Source organism: Caproiciproducens sp. CPB-2 (genome assembly GCF_036287215.1).
GTDB lineage: Bacteria > Bacillota > Clostridia > Oscillospirales > Acutalibacteraceae > Caproiciproducens.
The window spans coordinates 764,004-785,542 of the sequence record NZ_CP142860.1; the positions used below are offsets into that span (position 1 = coordinate 764,004).

Sequence of the window (21,539 nt, forward strand, 5' to 3'; positions counted from 1 at the left end):
ATCAGCCCTTCATTTCTTCGAGCGCGGCATCCCGCTCGGCGGGAGACGGTGCTTTCCCGTGCCAGCCCACTTGATTTTCCATAAAGGAAACACCTTTTCCTTTGACCGTATGCGCCAGAATGCATTTCGGCTTTCCCGGCCTTGCGGGGATTTTTAGCGCGTTGATCACCTGGCCGATCTCGTTGCCGTCCGCCAGCTCGATCACGTCGAACCCAAACGCTTCGAAGCGGTCCCGCAGATTGCCCAAAGCCATGACCTGATCGTTGGTGCCGTCGATCTGCAGCCCGTTGTTATCGACCATCACCGTAAGATTGTCCAGCTTGTAGTGGGCGGCCGCGGTGCATGCTTCCCAGACCTGCCCTTCCTGCAGTTCGCCGTCGCCGAGGATCGTATAGACCTTCTGGGGGCCTTTCGAAGCTTTGGCTCCCAGCGCCATCCCTACGGCGATGGAAACGCCCTGGCCGAGCGAGCCGGTCGAAGCGTCCACGCCGGGGACTTTTTTTGCGTCCGGATGGCCCTGAAGAATGCTGTGAAGCTGGCGGAAATTTTTGAATTCCGCCTTGTCGAAAAATCCCATTTCACCCAGGACGGCATAGTAACAGGGAGCCGCGTGCCCTTTGCTGAGCACAAACCGGTCCCGCGCCGGGTCGTTTGGATTTTTGGGATCCACTCTCATCTGTGTGCAGTATGTCGCGGCGAGCAGCTCCACCATGGAAAGCGAGCCGCCCGGATGCCCGCTGGCCGCGCCGGCGATCATTTCAATGATGTCGCGGCGCAGCTGTGTGCATAGGGAAACAAGTTGTTCATTGTCCAGTCTTTTCATCTAAGATACCTTGTTCCGTTTCTTATTTTTTCAGGGTACGGGCTTTTTTCAGAAAATCGATATAGACCGCTCCCAAAATGACACATCCTCTTACAACGAACTGCCAGTAGCTGTTGATGCGGAGAAGATTCATGCCGTTGTTTAAGACGCCGATGATCAGGGCGCCGATAACCGTGCCGCCAAGAGTACCGACACCGCCGTTAAAGCTTGTACCGCCCAGAACCGACGCGGCGATCGCGTCGCGCTCAAAGCCCTCGCCGACGGACGGCTGGCCGGAATAGAGGCGTGCCGCAAGAACCACACCGGCAAGAGCGGCTAAAATACCGCTCATCATGAAAACGCGCATCTGAACCGATTTGGTGTTGACGCCGGCATATTTCGCAGCTTCCGCGTTTCCGCCCGTGGCGTAAACGTGGCGTCCGAATCCAGTGCGGTTCATAATAAAGAACAGGACGATGAAAACAAAAGCGACCACAAATACCGGGGTCGGAATTCCGAACAGATCGCCGGTGCCGATCAGGTTAAATGTCTCGTTGGTGCATTGGGTGGGCTGGCCGCCGGTTACGACATAGCCGACGCCGCGCACAATGATCTGTGTGGAAAGAGTTACGATAAAGGCCGGGATCGTGGTATGTGAAATGACATATCCGTTGAAGAGCCCGAGCAGCGCGCCGAAAACAAGCGCGGTCAGAATGCACACTACCAGCGGAAGCCCGGCGTTTGCCAGACGTACCGTGATAACGCCGGAAGCGGCGGCGCACGAACCGACGGACAAATCGATTCCGCCGCAGATCAGGACACAGGTAATTCCGAATGCGATTAAAACGTTTACACAGGACTGCCGCAGCAAGCTCAGCAGATTTGTAGAAACAAGGAAAGTATTTGTAGTGATGGAAAGCGCGATACAGAGTCCCAGCACCGCAGCAATCGCAGCCAGGTTGCGTCTCAGCCAGTTTACTGCTACGCTTCCCGCCGCGCCGCCTTTCAATGCCGCGGATTCCGGATGGTTAGTATTACCCATTTTATTTGTTTCCTCCTTCCACTGCGTAGGACATGATAATCTCCTGAGAGATTTCGTCTACATCAGGGTCTAATATTTTAACAAGTCTGCCTTCGCTCATAACCGCAATACGACTGGAGTTATTAATGATCTCAGGCAATTCGGACGAGATCATGATAATAGATACCCCTTCTTTGCTCAGGTCGCTCATCAGCTTGTAGATTTCCGCCTTTGCGCCCACGTCGATGCCGCGGGTCGGTTCATCCAGGATCAGAACCTTTGGCTTAGACGCCAGCCATTTTGAAATTACAACTTTCTGCTGGTTACCGCCGGACAGCTCGCCCACCAGCTGGTTGACGGATGCCATGCGTATCGAAAGTTTATTCTGATATGTGGAGATCAAATTCGCTTCTTTTTTACGATTGATTCTGAGATTGTAGATAAATTCTTTCAAAACCTGAAAAGTAAGGTTCACCGCGATGCTGTGGCCCAAAAAGAGCCCCTGCCCTTTACGGTCTTCGGGAACCAGTGCGATGCCCGCGCGGATTGCTTCCGTCGGATTGGAGATAGATACTTTTTTTCCTTCGATCCATACTTCGCCGGAGTGGATTTTATCGATTCCGAACAGCGCAAGAGCCGTTTCCGTACGACCCGCACCCACGAGTCCGGCAAAGCCCAGGATCTCGCCCTTTTTCAGGTCGAAGCTGACATCCTTCACAGCCCTGCTGCACAGCCCTTTTACCTGCATCAGCGTCTCGCCGCCCACAGCGCGCTCCTGTCCGTAGATCTCGTCGAACTTGCGGCCGACCATCATGCTGATCAGCTCTTTTTCGGTTGCTTCCGCCGTGTTTTTCGTACCGATAAATTTACCGTCGCGCAGCACGGTAACCGTGTCGCAGACAAGGAAGGTTTCCTCCATACGGTGTGAAATGTATATGATGGCTACGTCTTTTTCCTTCAGCATTTTTACCTGCCGGAAAAGGTCTTCAACCTCGGCGTTGGCCAGCGAAGCGGTAGGCTCGTCCATAATAATCACTTTTGCGTTTTCATTGATGGCGCGCGCGATTTCCAGCATCTGCTGCTTTGCGATCGACAGGCCCGTGATCAGACGGTTTGTCGGCAGATCGATTCCCATCAGGTCCAGCGCGGCGCGGGTTTCGCGGTGCATTCTGCGCTGGTCGATCAGCCCCGCTTTTGTCTTGGGTTCCTTGCCAAGGAAAAAGTTTTCAGCGATTGTCATACTGGGAACATTGCTGATTTCCTGATGGATAAAGCTGATGCCGTAACGGCGGGCGTCATCCACAGTGTTAATCTGTACCGTTTCCCCGTCTATCTTGATATTGCCTTGATCGGCATGGTAAATACCGCCGAGAATCTTCATCAAAGTGGATTTTCCGGCACCGTTTTCCCCCATCAAAGCACGTACTTCTCCCGGTTTAATGGAGATCGATACGTCATCCAGGACTTTGTTGGAGCCAAATGACTTAAAAATGTTATTCATCTCAAGGGTATACTCACTTGGCATTGAATCACTTCCTTTTACTGCTTGCCGCCTGAAAGACGGCATTTACTTTGGAAACAGGCAAATGAATTTCGCGAATTAGTTGTGTAACCGGCCGCCAATCCGCAAAGAGGCGGCCGATCACACTTCAATTCATATCTGAAAATCTGTTTTTTATTTGTCTACGTTGCTGGCGTCAATAATGGACATCGGCATAATGATGTTTGCTTCCACTTTTTGGCCGGCGATCAGTTTGTATGCGGTTCCCACTGTGGTGCTGCCGATGCCGGTCGGGTCCTGGGCGGCGGAAGCGACCATTTCACCCGCACGGATAAAGCCTTTTCCTTCATCGGAGCCGTCGACGGACACAACCTTGACATCCTTGATTTTTCCCGCCTCCTTCAGTGCCGAAATAGCGCCGCGGGCGGTAGGATCGTTAATGGTGAAAACGCCGTCAAGATCCGGATAGGCATTGATAAAGTCGACCATGATCGGCTGTGAGTAGTCTGCGGTTGCTTTTTCCACGTCCTTGCTCTGAAGGATCTTGATATCCGGATAGTTGGCCTTGATTTCATCTTCAAAACCCTTCTGGCGGGCATAGCAGGTGGTGGTGGTGCTGAAAGTGACTTCAACAACGTTGCCCTTGTTGTTCAGTGCCTTTGCCAGGGCCTGTGCGCACATATGTCCGGATGCCTCGTTGTCGGAAACGATCGTGCTGGCGACAAGCTCGGGGTTTTTAACGCCTACGTTAAAAGCGATGACCGGAACGCCGGCCTTCTGGCAGGTTTCAAGGGTTGCGCGGACGCCGTCCGAGTTGATGGGGGACAGGCCGATTACGTTACAGCCCTGGTTGATCAGATCGATTACGTCGTTCATCTGCTTGTTCTGATCTCCCTGGGAGTCCATCACCACAAGGCTGTCTTCCGGGCTTTTGAGCGCCTTCTGCATGCCGTCTTTGATCTGTACAAAAAAGACGTTTGTGAGGTTCGGTACGGAAATACCGAGTTTGAGAGGTTTGTCGGTAGCTGTGCCCGATGCAGTGCTCTCAGCCGCACTGCCCGCCGCACTAGCCGCCTGTGAAGAGGCCGTACTGCTGTTTCCGCAGGCCGCCAGAGACAAAACCATAGCCAGAACCAGAATGATTGCACCTAATTTTTTCATTTTGAAGCTCCTTTTCATTTTTAGTTTCTCCTCCTTGCAAATTATAATTATCCGGCAGGACGATCAATCATAAATCAGCAGCCAAGGTAACCGCCGTCTACCGGAATAATTGCGCCACTAAGATAATCGGATGCATGAGAAGCCAGAAAGATCGTCACGCCCTTGACATCGTCCGGCGTGCCCCAGCGCCGTGCCGGGATGCGGTTTGTGATTTCAGTGTTGCGGGTTTCGTCCTCAATGATTTTTGTATTCATCTGTGTAGCCATGTAACCCGGCGCAATCGCGTTTACATTAATTCCCTCGCGGGCCCACTCGTTGGAGAGCGCTTTGGTGATTTGGGCGACGCCGCCTTTGCTGGCAGCGTAGGCCGGGACGGTGTAGCCGCCGAAGAAGCTGAGCATGGAAGCGATATTGATGATTTTTCCGCTCTTCTGTTTGAGCATTTCGCGTCCCGCAAGCTGGCAGAGCATGAAAACGGCGGACAGGTTGATGTTCAGGACCAAATCCCAGTCTTCTATCGAAAAATCCTCTGACTTGCTGCGGCGCTGAATGCCCGCGGCCGGAACAAGGATATCGATTTTCCCGCCAAGCTTTTCCAGCGCTTCATGAAACGCACGGTTCAGCTCGTCACGGTTGCCGAGGTTGGCGCGGACGGCATGGGCTTTGAATCCCCGCTCGCAGAATTCTTTCGCGGCCGCTTCCGTGCCGGCTGAAATGTCGATGATCGCCACTTCAGCGCCCGATTCCATCAAGCCTTCGGCTATTCCGTGGGCCAGACCCGAAGCGGCGCCCGTTACGATCGCTTTTTTTCCCGTTAAATCGAATAAGTTCATATTTTTTCCTTCCTTTTCTGTTAGGCCTAAGAGTATTTCCCGTTTTTCAGAGGAAAGGATCCTTCGTCGGCCGACGGAGAAACCACGCAGAATCAAAACGCTAATTACTTTCCGGCAGCTGCGTTGACAACATTGAGCAGGGGCTGATCCAGAGCGCCCCGAACGGCCTCTTCCGCCACCTTGCGCTCCAGTTCGATTGCGGACTCTTCCGAGTACCAGGCGATATGCGGAGTGGCAAGAAAGTTCGGAAGGCTCAGAAGGGGGTTGTCCTTCGCAATCGGTTCCGGGCTGAAGACATCGCATGCAGCGCCGGCGATTTCCTTGTCGGAAAGGGCGTTGAACAGGTCCCGCTCATTGATGATGCCGCCGCGGGACACGTTGATGAGATAGGCGCTTTCTTTCATTTTCTTTAACTGCGGGGCCGCAATCAGATCACGGTTCCCGTCCAGCGGGCAATGTACGGAAATAATGTCGGAACGCTTTAGCAGCTCGTCCAGGCTGACCATTTTCATATAGTCCTTCGTGCGGCCGGCCTTTTGTGCGTATTCATCATAGGCAAGGACCTTCATTCCAAAGGCTTTGGCTCTTTCCGCGAAAGCGGTGCCGATCCGTCCTACGCCGATCACGCCGACCGTCTGAGTGGACAACCTGTAAATGGGAATCGCTTTCTGATATTCCCAGACGCCGCTTTTTACATTGTCGTTGTTTAGAACAATTTTTCTGGCAAGGGCCAAAGCAAGCGCCATTGCATGATCCGCCACTTCGTACATCCCGTAGTCCGGCACATTGCAGACTTTAACGCCGTGCTTTGTGGCGGCCGTCAGATCAATATTATCCACACCCACGCCGTAACGCACAATCACCTTGAGGTCCGGCAGATTGTCAAACACCTTTTCTGTGAAGGGGGCATACTGGTTAATCACTGACTTGAATCCTACGCATTCACGAATCAGGTCGTCTTCCGTCTTACATTGGAGCCAGGGCGCTTCCAATCCGGCCGCTTTCAGCACTCCGGCTTCCACCGTGATGCTGTCATGGTCACAGTCTGTAATCGCCACAAGATTCCGGTTGACCATTCGCTACACTTCCTTTTTGAATTTTAAATCTAAAATTTGATTTCGATCTATATTATATAGGTGCGCCGATTATTACGCAATAGTGAAAATCAATGAATAAATTTTGTATATTATAGTCATTTTATCTAAAAAAATTATGAATATACACTTAAAATAGCTTTATAATTCGCTAATTTATATAATATAATGAAAAACTGCGTTTTTATTTATATTAAACATTTTGCTGGAAATATAGCAAATAAATACTTGATTTTTATAGAAATCATTTATATAATAGATTTGGATATTGAATATAATATTTTATATTTGATGGATTACTTAACAACTATTTATAAAATATCTATATTTTTTGATGACATTCTGTTTTGTTTGTGATAAAATAAACAAGTTGTTAATCATCGTTATTATTTTCAGACAGGCTGTTGACAGCCATTTCAGTCTAAAAGGAATGCGAAAAAATTGGATGAGCTTCTGCGCTGTCGTCCATAGGAGGTCAAGTATGGAAAAGCAACCCCTTTCTTTATTGGAATGGGCTTATGCCCAGATCAGGGACCAAATTATGTCCGGCGAAATGGAGCCGGGCAAAAAAGTCGTTGTCAATCAAATTGCCGAAAGTCTTTCGATCAGTCCCACCCCCGTCAAAGAAGCGATGAATCGTTTGGTGGCGGAGGGGTTAATGGACATGCTGCCCCGCCGGGGCTTTGTTGTAAAACAGTTAAGCATGGACGAAATCCGAAATATCATGGACTGCCGTATTATGATGGAAACCTTTGCGGCAATACCGGCAGCGAAAAATTTTCACGTGCACCCTGAAATTCAGGTGAAAATGCGCGAGGTATTAAGAAAAATGGCTGATGTTCAGGCAAATGACTATGTTACGGCCAACCAGTATGAACAGATTTATCACGGAAGCATTATCCGCCTGACGGAAAACCAGAAGCTGACGGAGCTTTACGATATGCTGATGGGCGTAAGCTTCTCCTTCCTTGTCTATGCTTCCTCCAGGCATCCTATGGAACGGCACGAAGCCGCCCATCAGGAACACAAGCTGATGTATGAATGTCTGGAAGAGGGAGAGGGCAAAAAGCTGGAGATCCTGATCCGCACGCATCTGGAAAACACGATGAAGCTTTATGAGACGTTTTTACCGGCTTATACAAAAAAAGATACCAATATATCCGCATTTTAATTTTGCATGTCCTGCCGGCTGCGGTTTGGGCAAATCACGTTCAATATTTTCATTGAATTTCAGAAAGGACTTTATTTTAAAATGTCAAAAGGTATGATGCTGATCGGGGAACCAATGGGGCTGTTTATCGCGCAGTCCGAGGGCCGTCTGGAAGATATCCCCGGCTTCTCCTGCGCCGTTGCGGGGGCCGAGTTCAATGTTGCGGTGGGAATGACCAGGCTGGAGCTTTCCGCAAGCTATCTTACAAAACTGGGACGGGACCCTTTCGGGAAACAGATCGTAAAGGCGATGGAACGCAACGGGATCGACACCAATCTGGTTTCCTGGAGCGAGGACCACAGCACCGGCTTCATGATGAAATCCATGGTTTCCTCCGGCGATCCCGACATCTTTTACTTCCGTAAAAATTCCGCGGCGTCTACTTTGAGCGCCGAAGATATTGCCCGGGTGGACTTTTCAGCCTATCAGTGGGTGCATGTTACCGGAATCCTGCCGGCGCTTTCCCAGTCCACCAGAGAAGCGACGATGTTTTTGCTGGAAAAGGCCCGCGAAAACGGGCTGACCGTTTCTTTCGACCCGAATCTGCGGCCTCAGCTTTGGGCCAGTCAGCAGGAAATGGTAAGGGTTTTGAATGAAATAGCGGCAAAAAGCGACATTGTTCTTCCCGGCGATTCGGAGGGCCTTATCCTTACCGGAAGCAGGGAGCCGGAAGCCATCGCCGAATTCTACCTGAAGCGGGGAGCCAAAACCGTGGTAGTCAAGCAGGGGCCGAAGGGCGCCTATGCCGCGCGTGCGGAAGAACGCTTCTTCGTTCCGGGATTCCCTGTGGAAAAGGTGGTTGACACAGTCGGCGCGGGTGACGGGTTTGCCGTGGGCATCATCAGCGCGTTAATGGAAAACCTGCCGCTGAGGGAGGCGGTGCGCCGCGGAAACGCGATCGGCGCCATTCAGGTCATGTCCCGCGGCGACAATGAAGGACTGCCGACCAGGGAACAGCTGCAGCATTTTATGCAGGCAAAATAAAATATTACAATAAAGAGAGGGACCGATCATGAAGAACCTGATGGATATTATCACGGGCGCCGCCCTGGTGCCGGTGGTTGTTATTGACGACCATACCAAATCCGCGGATCTGGGAAAGGCACTGTGCGCCGGGGGGATTCCCATGGCCGAGATTACCTTCCGCACGGATTCCGCACGGCAGGCAGTGCGGGAGATGGCTGAAAAGGTGCCGGAAATCACTGTCGGAGCCGGTACCATCCATACAGTGGAGCAGGCGAAAAGTGCCGTGGACGCCGGGGCGAAATTTATCGTGACGCCGGGTTTTATCCCCGCCGTTGTGGAGTGGTGCCTGAAAAACGATATTCCGGTGATCCCCGGCTGTTCCAATGCGACCGATCTGGAAGCGGCTCTCCGTTTTGGCCTGGATACCGTTAAGTTTTTCCCGGCCGAGGCCAGCGGCGGAATCAAGGCGCTGAAATCGTTCGCGGGTCCTTACAAAGGGCTCCGGTTTATCCCCACAGGTGGAATCAGTGAAAACAATGTGGAAGAGTATCTTTCCCTTTCCAACGTCGCCGCATGCGGCGGTTCCTGGATGGTGCCGAAAGATTTGGTCGAAGCGGGAGATTTCAGCCGGATTGTCAGCCTGTGCAAGGAGGCCGTGCGCAGGGCGTTCGGATTTGAGTTGCTGCATGTCGGTGTCAACACAAAGGATGCTCAGGACGCGTCCAACGTGGCGAACAGCTTTGCCGGACTTCTTTCCATTCCGGTCATGGAGTTCCCGGGCGCTTATTTTGCCGGGACCATGTTTGAAATCGTGAAGGGTCCGTTCCTGGGCGAAAACGGGCATATCGCCATTCAGACCAGCGATATCGAGCGCGCGGTCCATCATTTCGAGTGCATGGGAGCGGAGCTGGATAAAAGTTCGGCGGTGCGCGACGAAAACGGCGGTCTGATCGCAATTTACTTCAAACAGACGATCGGCGGCTTTGCCATCCATTTGAGAAGGAAATAAGCTGTTTCGGCGAAAAAGTATCCGGCGGCCCGAACGGCGTGCGGGAAACGCCGCCGAACAGAATCATTCTTCTATGAACGGAATCAGAAAAATATTGAAAAATCCCCCAATCGTAGTTTGATTGTCTACGATTGGGGGATTCGTCTTGTCGGCGGGCCGGCCTGAAATGATCCGGATCGATGCCTGCGATATTACGCAGACTCTGCTTTATCTGCCGTGATGGATTTCAGTGTAAACTGGCCGGCCAGTTTTTTCAGCGATTGCGCCTGTGCGGACAGTTCCTCACTTTCCGCGGCGCTTTCCTGCGCCGTTGCGGAGTTCGTCTGTACCACGTCCGAAATTTGCCCCACGCCCAGCGTTACCTGTGCGATCGCAGCCGATTGCTGGTTGGTGGCGTCGGAAATTTTTTCAATGGTACCGGTGACTTCTTTCGCGCTTTTCACGACCCGGAGCAGGGACTTTGCCGTTTCGTCGGCAATTTTGGTACCGTGTTCCACCTGCTCCATGGAGCCCGCGATTAAGGCAGTCGTGTCTTTTGCGGCCCGGGCGCTTTTGCTTGCCAGATTCCTCACCTCGTCGGCCACCACGGAAAAGCCCTTTCCTGCCGCGCCCGCTCTCGCCGCTTCCACAGCGGCGTTCAGGGCGAGAATATTGGTCTGAAAGGCGATATCCTCAATGGTCTGAATGATTTTCCCGATCTGACCGGAGGACTCGCTGATCCGCCCCATGGCCGCGACCATTTCCTCCATATGCCGATTGCTTGTTTCGATCTCAAAAAGAACCGTATTCACATTTTTACTGGCGCCGTCGGCCTGTTCCGCGTTCGACCGGATATTTTCCGATATTTCCGCAATCGTCGCGGTGAGCTCCTCCACTGAGCTCGCCTGTTCGGCCGCTCCCTGCGCCAGGGCCTGGGCTCCTTGCGGAACCTGTCCCGCTCCGGTGGAAACCTGTTCCGCCGCCTGGTCGATTTGCCCGAGAGTATCGTTCAGGGAAATCAGAATGCTGTGAAACGATTGCTTTATTTCAATGTAGTCTCCGATGTACTCCAGCTCAGTGCCGACGGCAAGATTCCCGCGTCCCATTTCGCAGAGCATCCGTTTGATGTCGGCAATATATTCCCGGATTGTTCCGGCCGATTTTTCAAAGGCTGCGCCGAGCTGTCCGATCTCGTCGTTCGATCTCTGCTGAATGGGAAAGCTCAGATTGCCTTCCGACATTTTTTCTGCGGCGTCCGCCATTTCTTTCAGCGGTCTTCGGATGCTTCGGCCCATTTTCAGCGTAATGATAAGGGACAGCAGGACCGCCAGAAAAATGACCGCCAGAATGCTTCCCTTCGCCGCGGAGGACTGTGCGGCAAGGCTGGCGGATACCTTGCGGCCGCTCTCCGTTTTTTCGCTGATCAGAGCGCTGGTATCGGAGAAAATTTTGTTGGAAAGCGGTGTCGCCTGCTTGCTCAGAATATTCTGAGCAAGCAGGCGACACCGCTTTTTACAAGCTCGACGATCTGCGACCGCAGCTTTTCATAATTGGCCAGATTATCCTGAATGTCGCTGTACAGGCCCAGCTCCCTGCTGCCGGCCATACTCTTTTCCATGCCGGAAAAGAAGGTGTTCACCTGCCCGTTTGATTTTTCCAGTTGAGTCGCGTACGAATTCCGGTCCCTGACATCCGTTGTGTAAAGCATATCGCGGAGCACAGCGCTGTTGTCTTTGAACTCCGAGTTGAACAGGCCGATCTCTCCCTGCGCAAAGCCGAAATCCACCAGAGCCGCACTGTACTTTGTCTCCATATCGGACATTACGATAAACCCGGCAATGCCGCCGATGCTGCAGATGACAATGACAAAAATAAAAGAAAGCGCCAATTTTGTGCCGATCTTCTTATTTTTCAACATCTTCCCATACCCTCCTCAATTGTGTTTCACACCTACCGGCCGGAACGCGGTATCCGAATCGAAATCAAAGCCCCAGAAAATCACGGAATACCCGGCTGATGCGCGCGGCCTCAGCCGCATTTTCCATTTCGCTGAAAATACGGAGCACCGGTTCCGTTCCTGAAAAACGGCAGATAATCCATCCTCCGTTTTTGAAATAAACCTTGCATCCGTCCATGTAGGAGATCTTTTCGATTTTCAGGTCAAACCGCGGCGTTTTTTTCTCCTCAAAAAGGAGATGCTGCAATTCTTCCTTGCGTTCGCCGGTCATGCGGCAGTCGAACTCGTCCATGACGAAATTGCCGAACTTTCGGTGGATTTCGTCGAGAATGTCCCGCAAAGATTTGCCGATCACGCTGATCATCTCCACCAGCAGGGAACCGGCATAAACGCCGTCCTTTCCGTGAATATGGCCGCGCACGGTCAGCCCGCCGGAGGACTCGCCGCCGATCAGGGCGTCGGTTTCCTCCATTTTGGCGGAAATATACTTGAAGCCGACCGGGACCTCATAGCAGGCTTCCCCAAAGCTTTCCGCCATCCGGTCGAGGCAGTGGGTCGTGGCGATATTACGCACCGCGGCGCCCTTCCAGCCTTTATATTCATGCAGGTAATAGTAAAGCAGCACGAGGATATCGTTGGGGTGGATAAAGCTTCCGCTGGAATCGATCAGGCCGATGCGGTCGGCGTCGCCGTCCGTGGCGATGCCCAGATCGTAGCCGTTCTGGACGACCATCTGGGCCAGATGGGACAGCGTCGAGCTGTTCGGGGCGGGAAGCCTTCCCCCGAACAGGGTGTCGTGCCGGTCGTGGATGACCTCGACGCTGCAGCGGCAGGTGAGCAGAATCGTCTGCAGGGTCGTTTTGCTGACTCCGAACATGGGGTCAAGAAGGATTTTCAGATTTTTTCTCTTAATGGCTTCGGTATCAATTACATTCAGAATACTGTCGATATAATGGTTCTGTGGGTCAATCTCCAGAATCAGCCCGCCCGCGGCGGCTTCTTCATATTCCATCGTGCGGATTTCGGCCGGATTCATCAATGCGATTTCTTTTTCCAGACGGTCGGTTACTTCTTCGACCGCGTCCCTTCCGCCGGACGTAAAAAGCTTGACCCCGTTGTATTCCGCCGGGTTATGGCTCGCCGTGACCGCCATCCCGTAAGCGGCGGCTTCCTTCAGCACCTGAAACATAATCAGGGGCGTCGGCGCGTCGTGGTTGATGAGATGTACCCTGACGCCCTCGGCCGCAAGGGTGCACGCAATCCACTTTGCACCGAAATCGGACAGAAACCTGCGGTCGTATCCAATGACGACCGGAAGGTTTTCGGCATGGTCCTTTTTTATCATTTTTGCCAATGCGGCGGAGAGCAGCTCCAGATTGCCCCGTGTAAAATCCTCTCCGATAATTGCGCGGAATCCGCCGGTACCAAATTTAATCATATTCCATCCCTCCCGTAGAATCTGGGGCTATTTTAGCATTCTGAATTTTCATTTTCAAGCTTGGATGACTGCGAATTGCACAGTTTTGACGTAAAAATATACCGGATTTCGTGAATATGTTAGAATCCTCTACAAAAGTACAGGATCGTCACATTGTATTTGCCCGGCCAAGATGTAATAATGAAATCACAACAACGCGGGGCAAGGCCCCCGGAATTCAAATTTTAACGAACTGAGGGGAAGAGTTATGAAAAAGTTTGTCAGCGCACTTTTGGCGATCACCATGCTCGCCGGCGTGTTAGCCGGATGCGGAAGCACGCAGAGCGCATCGTCACAGGCCAATACGGACGCCAGCCAGGCTGCGGAGCAGACGCCGAATTCCAAGCATGTCACGGTTTATTCGCCACATCCGGCGGACCCGCTGAACGCAGGAATCAAGGAGTTCCAGGAGAAGACCGGAATTACGGTGGACCTTGTCGCCGCGGGAACCGGCGAACTGCTCAAGCGTATCGAGGCGGAAAGCGACAGCCCGCAATGCGATGTGTTCTGGGGCGGCGGAGCGGATTCCCTTGCAGCCTACAGCAAATATTTCGACAAGTTTACGCCCGCCGATCTTGACAGCATCGATAAGGAGTATGTCAGCAAGGACGGCCTCTGGACCGGGGAATCCCCGCTGCCGATGGTCATTATGTACAACAAAAAGCTGGTCGGGGAAAGCGACGTCCCGAAGGGCTGGGGCGATCTGATCGACGCGAAGTTCAAGGGAAAAATTGCGTACGCGGACCCGGCGAAATCCGGTTCCTCCTACACCATCCTGTGCACGATGCTGACCGCGTTCGGTAAGGACGACGGCAAGGGCTGGGAGTTCATTCAGAAATTTGTCGCCAATCTGGACGGAAAAATTCTCGGTTCCTCCGGCGACGTCTACAAGAAGGTATCCGACGGCGAATACAGCGTCGGCTTGACGCTCGAAAAAGAAGCCATTAAATATGTTCAGGCCGGTGCGGACGTCGGCATCATTTATCCGTCGGAAGGCACCTCCGCGGTTCCGGACGGCATTGCGCTGGTCAAGGGCTGCAAAAACAGGGAAAATGCCGAAACCTTCATAAATTTTGTTCTGAGCAAGGAATGCCAGACCATGATGGCGACCGATTTTGCCAGAAGAGGCGTCAGACTGGACACCCAGGTTCCGAAGGATCTTCCGGAAATGAAGGACGTGAAGCTGGTAAACTACGACTTTGACTGGGCGTCTTCCCAGAAAACACAGATCATGGAAAAGTGGAAAGAGGTCATCGTCGGTTAACCGCAGGGCGTCAAAGCGGTTCTGACAGATTCCACGCAATCAAGGAGTCTTTGCGTGCAGGCGTGAAAAGCAGATGAGCGCCTGCACGCTTTCTATTAAGGCGGTTGGCCGGCGCCTGTTCCTGCTCTCGGAACGCGTGGGCGACAGTGTGAGTTTAAAGGGGTTGAACAGATTGAGCCATGGAGTAAAAATTTGTAATGTGGTGAAGCGGTACGACGATTTTACCGCGGTAAACGATATTTCATGCGATATCCGGCAAGGGGAGTTTTTTACGCTGCTGGGGCCTTCCGGCTGCGGAAAGACCACATTGCTCCGGATGATCGCGGGGTTTAATACGATTGACGGTGGAAAAATTTATTTTGACGACAAAGTAATTAACGATATAGAAGCTTATCAGCGCGATATCGGCATGGTGTTTCAGAATTATGCCATTTTTCCCCATATGACGGTTTTTGACAACGTCGCTTACGGGCTGAAGGCGCGCAAGCTGCCGAAAAACGAGATTGAGCCGAGGGTGCTGGAGGCGCTCGAGCTTGTACAGATCAAAGATCTGAAAGACAGAAAGCCCTCCGAACTGTCCGGCGGCCAGCAGCAGCGCGTCGCCCTTGCCCGGGCGATCGTAATCAAGCCGGGCGTCCTTCTGATGGACGAACCGCTTTCCAACCTGGACGCAAAGCTGAGGGTTCAGATGCGCACCATTATCCGCAAGCTGCAGAAGGATCTGAACATCACCACCATTTATGTCACGCACGATCAGGAAGAGGCGCTTGCCATTTCGGACCGGATCGCCATTATCAACGCGGGCCGGATCATGCAGATCGACACGCCGTCCACCATTTATAAAAAGCCGCAGAATTCTTTTGTCGCGGGATTTATCGGGACCTCCAACTTTATGGAGGGACAGATCGAGCAGCTTGACCCCGACAAAATCGCGCGCGTGAGGCTGGACGCCGGTTTTGAATTTTCCGTAAAGCTGAAGAAAGGTCTTGAGGGAAGAATCAGGGCTTCGGTCCGCCCGGAGCAGTTCCTCATGGACGACGAGAGCGGAACCGGAATTTCAGGCGAAATCCAGATGTACACCTTCCTCGGCGACTTCGCCAGCTATGAGGTCAAGCTAAAAAACGGTCAGGTCGTACAGGCGAACGAATACACGAAGGATATTGATTTTGTCCGCGATATCGGCCATAAGGTGCGCCTAAGCTTCCGTCCGGAGAAAATCAGCGTGTTCAGCGAAGACGGAACCGAGGTGTTCTCATGAACGCTGAGAGGACTTCCCACAGAAATTTTGCGAAATACTTCAGTTTCTGGAATCTGGTAAAATACGGCTCCATGCTGCTGCTGCTGGTGTTTCTGGTCTATCCGTTTTTCTCCATTATCTTCCACAGCTTTCTCAGCGGCGACGGAAAATTTACTTTGGAATTTTATAAGATTTTCTTTACCAAGCAGTACTATTACCGCACCCTGTGGAACAGCCTCGCAACTTCCGGAATCTCCACCGTTTTTGCGGTCATCATCGGCGTTCCGCTCGCTTACATAACCAGCCGCTTCAACGTGTACTGGAAAAAATGCATCAATATGCTGATCATCATGTCCCTGATGTCGCCTCCGTTTATCGGCGCGTATTCCTGGATCATGCTGCTCGGCAGAAACGGCCTGTTTACGAACGCGCTTGCGAAAATCGGCATTATCACTCCGCCGATTTACGGCTTTGGCGGAATCGTTCTGGTGTTTACCCTGAAATTTTTCCCCTATGTTTATTTATACGTTTCGGGAGCCATGTCGAGCATCGACCGCTCTCTGGAGGAAGCGGCCGAAAACCTCGGTTCCAGCAAGCTGAGAAGAGTGATGACGATTACCATGCCGGTGATCATGCCGACGCTCGCGGCAGGCGCGATTATGGCGTTCATGTCGTCGCTGGCGGACTTCGGCACCCCCATGCTGATCGGCGAAGGCTACAAGGTCCTTCCCGTCCTCGTATATGAGGAGTACATGAGCGAGATGGGCGGCAACGCCAACATGGCCGGAGCGCTCAGCGTCGTGATCATCTGCTGCTCCACCGCGGTGCTCCTGATTCAGAAATATGTGGTGGCGCGCAAGAATTACGTCATGACCGCGCTTCGCCCCCCGGTTGTGGAAGAGCTTTCCAGGGGAAAGAGGATCCTTCTGACCGCGCTTTGCATGTTCGTCGCGTCCGTCGCTTTTTTACCGCAGATCGTTGTGATCTTTACGTCTTTTATCAAGACAAACGGGCCGATCTTTGTGAAGGGATTCAGTCTGGAAAGCTATGAAAAAATCTTCTATAAGCTGTCCAAAAATATCACGAATACGTTTATGTTCTCCTTCATAGCAATTATCATCATTATTATCTTCGGAATGCTTCTTTCCTACCTTGTCGTGAAAAAGAAGAGCAAAATCAGCAGCACGCTGGATTTGCTGTTGATGTTCCCCTATGTGATCCCCGGCGCCGTGCTCGGCATCAGCATGCTCGTTGCGTTCAATAAGCCCCCGCTCATGCTGTCCGGCACCGCCGTCATTATGATTATTGCCTATGTCATCCGGAAAATGCCCTATACGATCCGTTCCAGCAGCGCGCTGCTGTACCAGATCGACCCCAGCATTGAGGAGGCCTCCATCAACCTCGGCGTATCCCCAATGCGCACCTTCTTTAAAATAACGGCGAGAATGATGGCGCCCGGCGTTTTGTCCGGCGCGATCCTGAGCTGGATTACCACAATCAACGAACTGAGCTCCAGCATTATGCTGTACAGCGGGAAAACCGCGACGATCTCGGTAGCGATCTATACCGAAGTGGTCCGTTCCAGCTTTGGAACCGCCGCGGCGCTGGCGTCCATTCTGACGGTTGCCACCATTTTGTCCCTGCTGCTGTTCAACTGGGTCAGCAAGGGCAGGGTTTCCGTGGTCTGACGGAACGAAAAAAGGGAGCGGACAGAAACTGTCGGCTCCCCTGTTTTCGTAATGGGCTTTTCGGATCCCGGCAACCATTGTATAATGGAATAGGGATGGTGATCATATGAGTTCTGAAAAAAAGGGTAAGATCAGTTTTTTTGCACGGCTGTTTATTTGCTTTGCCGTTATCAGCATCGTTCCCGTTGCGATCCTGGGGACGCTTACCTACACCATCTCTTCCAATATCTCCATGGGAAATGTGGAGTACCAGTCCTCCAAAACGGTGAACAACGCGGCGGTGAGCCTGGAGCAGACCATCGGCGAATACCGGTCCGCCCTGTCCTATTTCTGCGAGGACGACGACACGATTCAGAAAATCGGCGCTCCCGCGATCACCCCGTCGGACAGCACAAGCCTCTACCAGAAAATGTATATTTTACTGGCGGGAAAATCGACCAACGTGGCCATGCACTTGATCAAGGCGGACGGGTCGTTCGGGATTTCCACCTCCGTGATACCGGAAGCCTATCATGTCCGGAACCACGGCGACTGGGGGATTTTCCGCGAAATGAATGCATCCTACGGCACCGTCCTGTACTCCAATCATTATGTTTCACAGGAAGGGAAAAACTACTGTATCGCGGTGGGAGACAGTATCCGGAAGGACGGCCGGATCATTGCCTATGCGGTGATCGATATTCCGTCCGACGTCTTTCAGACGGCGCTCGACTCGGTCAACGTATCGCTTCCGGTCCGGTACGCCGTTGTGGATCAGAACAACTATATTCTGTATGATGAAATCTTCAGCGGACAGAACCGGATTTTTATGGATACGGACTTCCGCGATCAAATGCTTCAGGCCGGGGAAAGCAAAAAGTTTTATTTAGAAAAACCGAAACGCATCATTACGTGGGAAACGACCCCGGGCGGATATCCCCTCCGGGTGATTTCCTCGGTTCCGGTCGAGCTGGTTGTCATCAACAGCAACTATATTATGGATACCGCCATCGCGGTCGCGCTGGGTTCCATTTTCCTATGCGTGCTGATTTCACCCATGCTGGTGCGCAGCCTGACCAAACCGCTGAACGCCATTGTCCACACGATGAACAAGGTCCAGAACGGCGACACCAGCGCGCGCGTCGACGTACGCAACGACGATGAATTCGGCTATATCGGCCGGAGCTTGAACTCCATGCTGGACCGCTTGAACGAACTGTTTGCCACCAATCTGGAAAAGCAGAACCGGCTGCGCCTGGCGGAGCTGAAATCGCTGTATTCGCAGATCAATCCCCATTTTCTGTACAACACTCTGGATTCCATCAAATGGCTCGCCAAGCTGAACGGGGTGGACGATATCGTGCTGATTGTCTCCCAGCTTGGGAAGCTTCTGAAAAACAGTATCCGCAACGAAAAGGAATCCGTTCAGATTTCAGAGGAAATCGGGCTGGTCGGGAGCTATCTGTCCATCCAGAAAATACGGTATGACGACAAGTTCGACGCCGCCGTACGGGTGGACGACGACATTATGGACTGTTATGTGCCGAAATTCATCATCCAGCCGATCGTCGAAAATGCGATTATTCATGGAATCGAGGATAAAATCGGGAAAGCGCATTTAGTTATCCGCGGCTGGCGTCAGGATGACAAAATCATCTTCGAGGTGGAAGACGACGGCGTGGGAATCAGTGAAGAAAAGCTGAGCAGCATCCGGCGGTCCGCCCGCGCGAAAGCACTCGACAGCGACAGCATTGGAATTGCAAATGTAGATAAACGGATCAAACTGTACTACGGCGAAGAGTATGGGCTGGAAATTCAAAGCGAAGAGAATATCGGTACGATCACACGGATCACGATGCCCTTTTCAACTTTACCGCTTGGAAACGAGAATCTGGGGGGGTTCGGTAATGATTAAAGTAGTCGTTGTTGAGGATGAAGTTCTGGTCAAGAAGGGCCTGATCCTGACCACGGACTGGCAGAAGTATGGCTGTGAAGTCGTGGGGGAAGCCTCCAATGGGATGGAGGGAGTCCGTGAGATCGCCCGTATCCGGCCCGATATCGTGATCACGGATGTCCGCATGCCCGGCCTCGACGGAATCAGCATGATCGAACAGATTAAGGCAGGCGGCATCAAGCCGGAGTTTGTTATCATCTCCGGCTACAGCGAATTCGAGTATGCCCGGCAGGCGGTAAAGCTTGGCGTCCGCGATTTCCTGATTAAGCCGATTGACGACGACGATCTGGACGCCGCGCTGAAAAGCACCTGTGAAGCGGTGCACGATAAGCAGCGCATCCACAAAATACAGGATAAAATGAACGATATTTCGGACAGCCGCGTCATGCTGTTTAAGGAATACCTGCTGGATGAAAAAAAGGATAACGACTATGTTGCTCTGGCTGTCAAGCATATCAGTGCCAACTACCAGAAGGACATCAGCGTGAAGAGCGTCGCGGACAGCCTTTTTATCAGCGAAAGCTACCTGAGCCGCCTTTTTAAAAATACGGTAGGGCAGACCTTCGGGGATTATCTGACCTATTACCGCATCAAAAAAGCCTGTGAGCTGCTGAAGAAACCAAATGGGAAAATCTATGAAGTCGCCAATCTGATCGGCTACAAGGATCAGCGCTATTTCAGCATGATCTTTAAAAAACTGGTGGGAGTCACTCCAAAAGAATTTCGTGAAAGACTGGAATAAGTCCTACGACAGTTCCAATTGATTCTGCAGTAAGGCTGCGTTTCTCCCCCGCCAAGGGCGGGGGAGAAACATATTTTGTCTCGCAAATTGAAATGGAATTACTGTAAATCATTTTGAAAGGCATGATAACCGATGATAAAGAACATTGTATTTGATATGGGAAACGTTCTGCTGGCCTATACTCCGGAGGAATACATCAAGACGATCACACAGGATGAGGCCGCGGCGGCCGCCGTGCTGAAAGAACTGTTTCAATCCGGGGAATGGCGGCAGCTGGACGCCGGCACCATTACGGAGGAGGCCGCGGTCGCCCGGGTTTGCGCGAGAATTCCTCAATATACCGCGGAAGTGAAAAAAGCAATGGACAACTGGCACTCCGACTTGACGCCCATGCCGGGCATGCCTGAAATCGTGACCCGGCTCAAGAAAAAGGGCTATCAAATTTATCTCCTCTCCAATACGAGCCTGCGCTTCTTTCAATATCGGGATAAGGTGGAAATGTTCCGCAGCTTTGACGGCTTTATTGTCTCCGCAAAAGAAAAGCTGGTAAAACCGGATGCCGCCATCTTTGAATGCCTCTGCAGGAGGTACGGCCTTGTCAGCGGCGAATGCCTTTTTATCGACGACCTGCAGCAGAACATTGCCGGAGCCGAAAAAGCGGGATTTCACGGGCACCTTTTCCGTGGGGCGGAGGAGCTTTCCCGATATCTTGAAGCAAATCACATCCTTTAAAAATATCCCTTCGGAGAGCGCTCAGCTTTCCGAAGGGATATTTTATGTATGCGGCTTCTATGCTTTGTTCTGTAATCCTATCTTTTTATGGTTCTTCGTTATATTCATAATAGATTTCAATCTTATCCGGGGAAGAAATTGCTTTTTTGGGGCTCAATCGCCCGACTTCCCGCGGGGTAAAGTTTTGACAGAACAGATTGTAAGGAGCCTGGTCTTTCTTAAGAGTCTCTTTTAAAAAGATACAGCCGTTTTTCATAAAAATAAAAACCACCTGAAAACGGTCGTCACGGTAAAGCTTCTGGTGCTTCGGGACATTCGATATGCTGATTTGCGGAAGGCGGTTCGCTATCGTGTCTTTGTATCCGACCGGCATGTTCAAGTTCTCTATGTCCGCTTCCTCTATCCAATCCAATTGGCCTCCGTCTTCATCAAACAGGACTTCAGGGATATATTCAGCCGTGCAGACATAGGGCACGATGAGCGTCTGCTCCCTGCCGATTTTGTAAAGCCATGGATGCCTTAATTCCTGTACCGCTATCCCGATACCGGACTCTTCCTTATATTCCTGTATCAGCCTTTCAACGGTCGACTGATCGGTTCGTTCCAGCTTTCCGCCTAACAGTTCATATTCCTCTCTTCTGTTTTTTCTTAGAAGATATTTGCCGTTTCTATTGAATACACCTTTTACAGATACGGAAATTTCCAAATTCATCCATTCCTTTCGCGGGTATAAATTCCATATTTTAATCGTATATAGGAAAAATGTAAAAGTCAATGAAATTCTGAAATAATAAACACATAGGCGCAAGAATTCCCTCGGTACGCCGTGAAAGTGAAAAAATCAAAGGGCCTCAGTCCTCCATAAAACATAATATTTTGATAAAGGGCCCGTTCTCTTTCCCTGTTAGGAAGAGAACGGGTCCTTTGTTGTTT

Annotated in this window: 20 protein-coding genes; 10 read left to right on the forward strand and 10 right to left on the reverse strand. The window is 51.7% G+C overall.

The genetic code is table 11. From position 1 onward, the window contains the following. Position 1: 1 nt before the first annotated feature. The 6 genes from VXK30_RS03800 to VXK30_RS03825 form a co-directional block, all read right to left on the reverse strand. Positions 2 to 814, reverse strand: coding sequence for a transketolase (locus tag VXK30_RS03800; protein ID WP_442868028.1), 813 nt, complete (start codon positions 812 to 814; stop codon positions 2 to 4). A 31-nt stretch (positions 815 to 845) separates the two neighbouring features. After that, positions 846 to 1,844 (reverse strand): ABC transporter permease, encoded by a 999-nt coding sequence (locus VXK30_RS03805; RefSeq protein ID WP_275717956.1) that lies wholly within the window; start codon positions 1,842 to 1,844, stop codon positions 846 to 848. 1 nt (position 1,845) lies between these two features. Beyond that, positions 1,846 to 3,348 (reverse strand): sugar ABC transporter ATP-binding protein, encoded by a 1,503-nt coding sequence (locus VXK30_RS03810; RefSeq protein ID WP_275717955.1) that lies wholly within the window; start codon positions 3,346 to 3,348, stop codon positions 1,846 to 1,848. Between the two features lie 150 nt (positions 3,349 to 3,498). Next, the gene (locus VXK30_RS03815) at positions 3,499 to 4,485 is read right to left on the reverse strand and encodes a substrate-binding domain-containing protein (protein WP_275717954.1); all 987 of its coding nucleotides are present in this window, start codon (positions 4,483 to 4,485) and stop codon (positions 3,499 to 3,501) included. A gap of 74 nt (positions 4,486 to 4,559) precedes the next feature. Beyond that, positions 4,560 to 5,318: an SDR family oxidoreductase gene (locus VXK30_RS03820; RefSeq protein WP_275717953.1), complete on the reverse strand. Its 759-nt coding sequence runs from the start codon at positions 5,316 to 5,318 to the stop codon at positions 4,560 to 4,562. Positions 5,319 to 5,422: 104 nt separating this feature from the next. Continuing rightward, positions 5,423 to 6,394: a C-terminal binding protein gene (locus VXK30_RS03825; RefSeq protein WP_275717952.1), complete on the reverse strand. Its 972-nt coding sequence runs from the start codon at positions 6,392 to 6,394 to the stop codon at positions 5,423 to 5,425. Between the two features lie 499 nt (positions 6,395 to 6,893). Between VXK30_RS03825 and VXK30_RS03830 the strand changes: the two genes are divergently transcribed. From VXK30_RS03830 to VXK30_RS03840, 3 genes are all read left to right on the forward strand, one after another. Then, positions 6,894 to 7,583: a GntR family transcriptional regulator gene (locus VXK30_RS03830; RefSeq protein WP_275717951.1), complete on the forward strand. Its 690-nt coding sequence runs from the start codon at positions 6,894 to 6,896 to the stop codon at positions 7,581 to 7,583. A gap of 81 nt (positions 7,584 to 7,664) precedes the next feature. Further along, positions 7,665 to 8,606, forward strand: a complete 942-nt coding sequence (locus VXK30_RS03835; RefSeq protein ID WP_275717950.1) for a sugar kinase — start codon at positions 7,665 to 7,667, stop codon at positions 8,604 to 8,606. A gap of 28 nt (positions 8,607 to 8,634) precedes the next feature. Continuing rightward, positions 8,635 to 9,597: a bifunctional 4-hydroxy-2-oxoglutarate aldolase/2-dehydro-3-deoxy-phosphogluconate aldolase gene (locus VXK30_RS03840; RefSeq protein ID WP_275717949.1), complete on the forward strand. Its 963-nt coding sequence runs from the start codon at positions 8,635 to 8,637 to the stop codon at positions 9,595 to 9,597. 191 nt (positions 9,598 to 9,788) lie between these two features. Here VXK30_RS03840 and VXK30_RS03845 read toward each other — a convergent pair whose 3' ends face one another. Further along, positions 9,789 to 10,817 carry a methyl-accepting chemotaxis protein gene (locus VXK30_RS03845; protein ID WP_329494138.1) on the reverse strand — a complete coding sequence of 343 codons (1,029 nt, stop codon included), beginning with the start codon at positions 10,815 to 10,817 and terminating at the stop codon, positions 9,789 to 9,791. A 40-nt stretch (positions 10,818 to 10,857) separates the two neighbouring features. On the opposite strand from VXK30_RS03845, the gene VXK30_RS03850 reads away from it, so the two are divergent. Next, a complete protein-coding gene (locus VXK30_RS03850) occupies positions 10,858 to 11,067 on the forward strand; it encodes a hypothetical protein (RefSeq protein WP_329494140.1) in 210 nt (69 codons plus the stop codon). On the opposite strand, the gene VXK30_RS03855 is transcribed toward VXK30_RS03850, so the two are convergent. Beyond that, a complete protein-coding gene (locus VXK30_RS03855) occupies positions 11,054 to 11,494 on the reverse strand; it encodes an MCP four helix bundle domain-containing protein (RefSeq protein ID WP_275717947.1) in 441 nt (146 codons plus the stop codon). The genes VXK30_RS03850 and VXK30_RS03855 overlap by 14 nt on opposite strands. A 64-nt stretch (positions 11,495 to 11,558) precedes the next feature. Next, positions 11,559 to 12,971 carry a phosphoglucomutase/phosphomannomutase family protein gene (locus VXK30_RS03860; RefSeq protein ID WP_275717946.1) on the reverse strand — a complete coding sequence of 471 codons (1,413 nt, stop codon included), beginning with the start codon at positions 12,969 to 12,971 and terminating at the stop codon, positions 11,559 to 11,561. A gap of 247 nt (positions 12,972 to 13,218) precedes the next feature. Here VXK30_RS03860 and VXK30_RS03865 point away from each other — a divergent pair, with 247 nt between their 5' ends. The 6 genes from VXK30_RS03865 to VXK30_RS03890 all read left to right on the forward strand — a co-directional run bounded on the left by VXK30_RS03865 (position 13,219) and on the right by VXK30_RS03890 (position 20,606). After that, entirely contained in the window at positions 13,219 to 14,274 is a 1,056-nt protein-coding gene (locus VXK30_RS03865; RefSeq protein ID WP_275717945.1) for an extracellular solute-binding protein, read from the forward strand. A 172-nt stretch (positions 14,275 to 14,446) separates the two neighbouring features. Further along, complete coding sequence (locus VXK30_RS03870; protein ID WP_275717963.1) at positions 14,447 to 15,532, forward strand: ABC transporter ATP-binding protein; 1,086 nt, start codon at positions 14,447 to 14,449, stop codon at positions 15,530 to 15,532. Then, positions 15,529 to 17,199 (forward strand): ABC transporter permease, encoded by a 1,671-nt coding sequence (locus tag VXK30_RS03875; RefSeq protein WP_442868026.1) that lies wholly within the window; start codon positions 15,529 to 15,531, stop codon positions 17,197 to 17,199. The genes VXK30_RS03870 and VXK30_RS03875 overlap by 4 nt, the downstream gene beginning before the upstream one ends. Positions 17,200 to 17,305: 106 nt before the next feature. Then, positions 17,306 to 19,093: a sensor histidine kinase gene (locus VXK30_RS03880; protein ID WP_275717944.1), complete on the forward strand. Its 1,788-nt coding sequence runs from the start codon at positions 17,306 to 17,308 to the stop codon at positions 19,091 to 19,093. Then, entirely contained in the window at positions 19,086 to 19,874 is a 789-nt protein-coding gene (locus VXK30_RS03885) for a response regulator transcription factor (protein ID WP_275717943.1), read from the forward strand. Before VXK30_RS03880 ends, VXK30_RS03885 begins: the two co-directional genes overlap by 8 nt. Before the next feature lie 132 nt (positions 19,875 to 20,006). Next, on the forward strand, positions 20,007 to 20,606 hold the full coding sequence (locus VXK30_RS03890) for an HAD family hydrolase (protein ID WP_275717942.1): 600 nt from the start codon (positions 20,007 to 20,009) through the stop codon (positions 20,604 to 20,606). 85 nt (positions 20,607 to 20,691) lie between these two features. Here the strand turns inward: VXK30_RS03890 and VXK30_RS03895 are convergent, their stop codons facing one another. Beyond that, the gene (locus tag VXK30_RS03895) at positions 20,692 to 21,318 is read right to left on the reverse strand and encodes an NUDIX hydrolase (protein ID WP_275717941.1); all 627 of its coding nucleotides are present in this window, start codon (positions 21,316 to 21,318) and stop codon (positions 20,692 to 20,694) included. Positions 21,319 to 21,539: the final 221 nt, after the last annotated feature.

Excerpts from the sequence above, each read along its gene's own strand:
- VXK30_RS03815 (WP_275717954.1), bottom strand. The coding sequence starts at position 4,485 with ATGAAAAAATTAGGTGCAATCATTCTGGTTCTGGCTATGGTTTTGTCT.
- VXK30_RS03805 (WP_275717956.1), bottom strand. The coding sequence starts at position 1,844 with ATGGGTAATACTAACCATCCGGAATCCGCGGCATTGAAAGGCGGCGCG.
- VXK30_RS03845 (WP_329494138.1), bottom strand. The coding sequence starts at position 10,817 with ATGTCGGAAGGCAATCTGAGCTTTCCCATTCAGCAGAGATCGAACGAC.
- VXK30_RS03855 (WP_275717947.1), bottom strand. The coding sequence starts at position 11,494 with ATGTTGAAAAATAAGAAGATCGGCACAAAATTGGCGCTTTCTTTTATT.
- VXK30_RS03825 (WP_275717952.1), bottom strand. The coding sequence starts at position 6,394 with ATGGTCAACCGGAATCTTGTGGCGATTACAGACTGTGACCATGACAGC.
- VXK30_RS03835 (WP_275717950.1), top strand. The coding sequence starts at position 7,665 with ATGTCAAAAGGTATGATGCTGATCGGGGAACCAATGGGGCTGTTTATC.
- VXK30_RS03885 (WP_275717943.1), top strand. The coding sequence starts at position 19,086 with ATGATTAAAGTAGTCGTTGTTGAGGATGAAGTTCTGGTCAAGAAGGGC.
- VXK30_RS03830 (WP_275717951.1), top strand. The coding sequence starts at position 6,894 with ATGGAAAAGCAACCCCTTTCTTTATTGGAATGGGCTTATGCCCAGATC.
- VXK30_RS03850 (WP_329494140.1), top strand. The coding sequence starts at position 10,858 with ATGCTTCGGCCCATTTTCAGCGTAATGATAAGGGACAGCAGGACCGCC.
- VXK30_RS03875 (WP_442868026.1), top strand. The coding sequence starts at position 15,529 with ATGAACGCTGAGAGGACTTCCCACAGAAATTTTGCGAAATACTTCAGT.
- VXK30_RS03860 (WP_275717946.1), bottom strand. The coding sequence starts at position 12,971 with ATGATTAAATTTGGTACCGGCGGATTCCGCGCAATTATCGGAGAGGAT.
- VXK30_RS03880 (WP_275717944.1), top strand. The coding sequence starts at position 17,306 with ATGAGTTCTGAAAAAAAGGGTAAGATCAGTTTTTTTGCACGGCTGTTT.
- VXK30_RS03820 (WP_275717953.1), bottom strand. The coding sequence starts at position 5,318 with ATGAACTTATTCGATTTAACGGGAAAAAAAGCGATCGTAACGGGCGCC.
- VXK30_RS03895 (WP_275717941.1), bottom strand. The coding sequence starts at position 21,318 with ATGAATTTGGAAATTTCCGTATCTGTAAAAGGTGTATTCAATAGAAAC.
- VXK30_RS03840 (WP_275717949.1), top strand. The coding sequence starts at position 8,635 with ATGAAGAACCTGATGGATATTATCACGGGCGCCGCCCTGGTGCCGGTG.
- VXK30_RS03865 (WP_275717945.1), top strand. The coding sequence starts at position 13,219 with ATGAAAAAGTTTGTCAGCGCACTTTTGGCGATCACCATGCTCGCCGGC.
- VXK30_RS03890 (WP_275717942.1), top strand. The coding sequence starts at position 20,007 with ATGATAAAGAACATTGTATTTGATATGGGAAACGTTCTGCTGGCCTAT.
- VXK30_RS03810 (WP_275717955.1), bottom strand. The coding sequence starts at position 3,348 with ATGCCAAGTGAGTATACCCTTGAGATGAATAACATTTTTAAGTCATTT.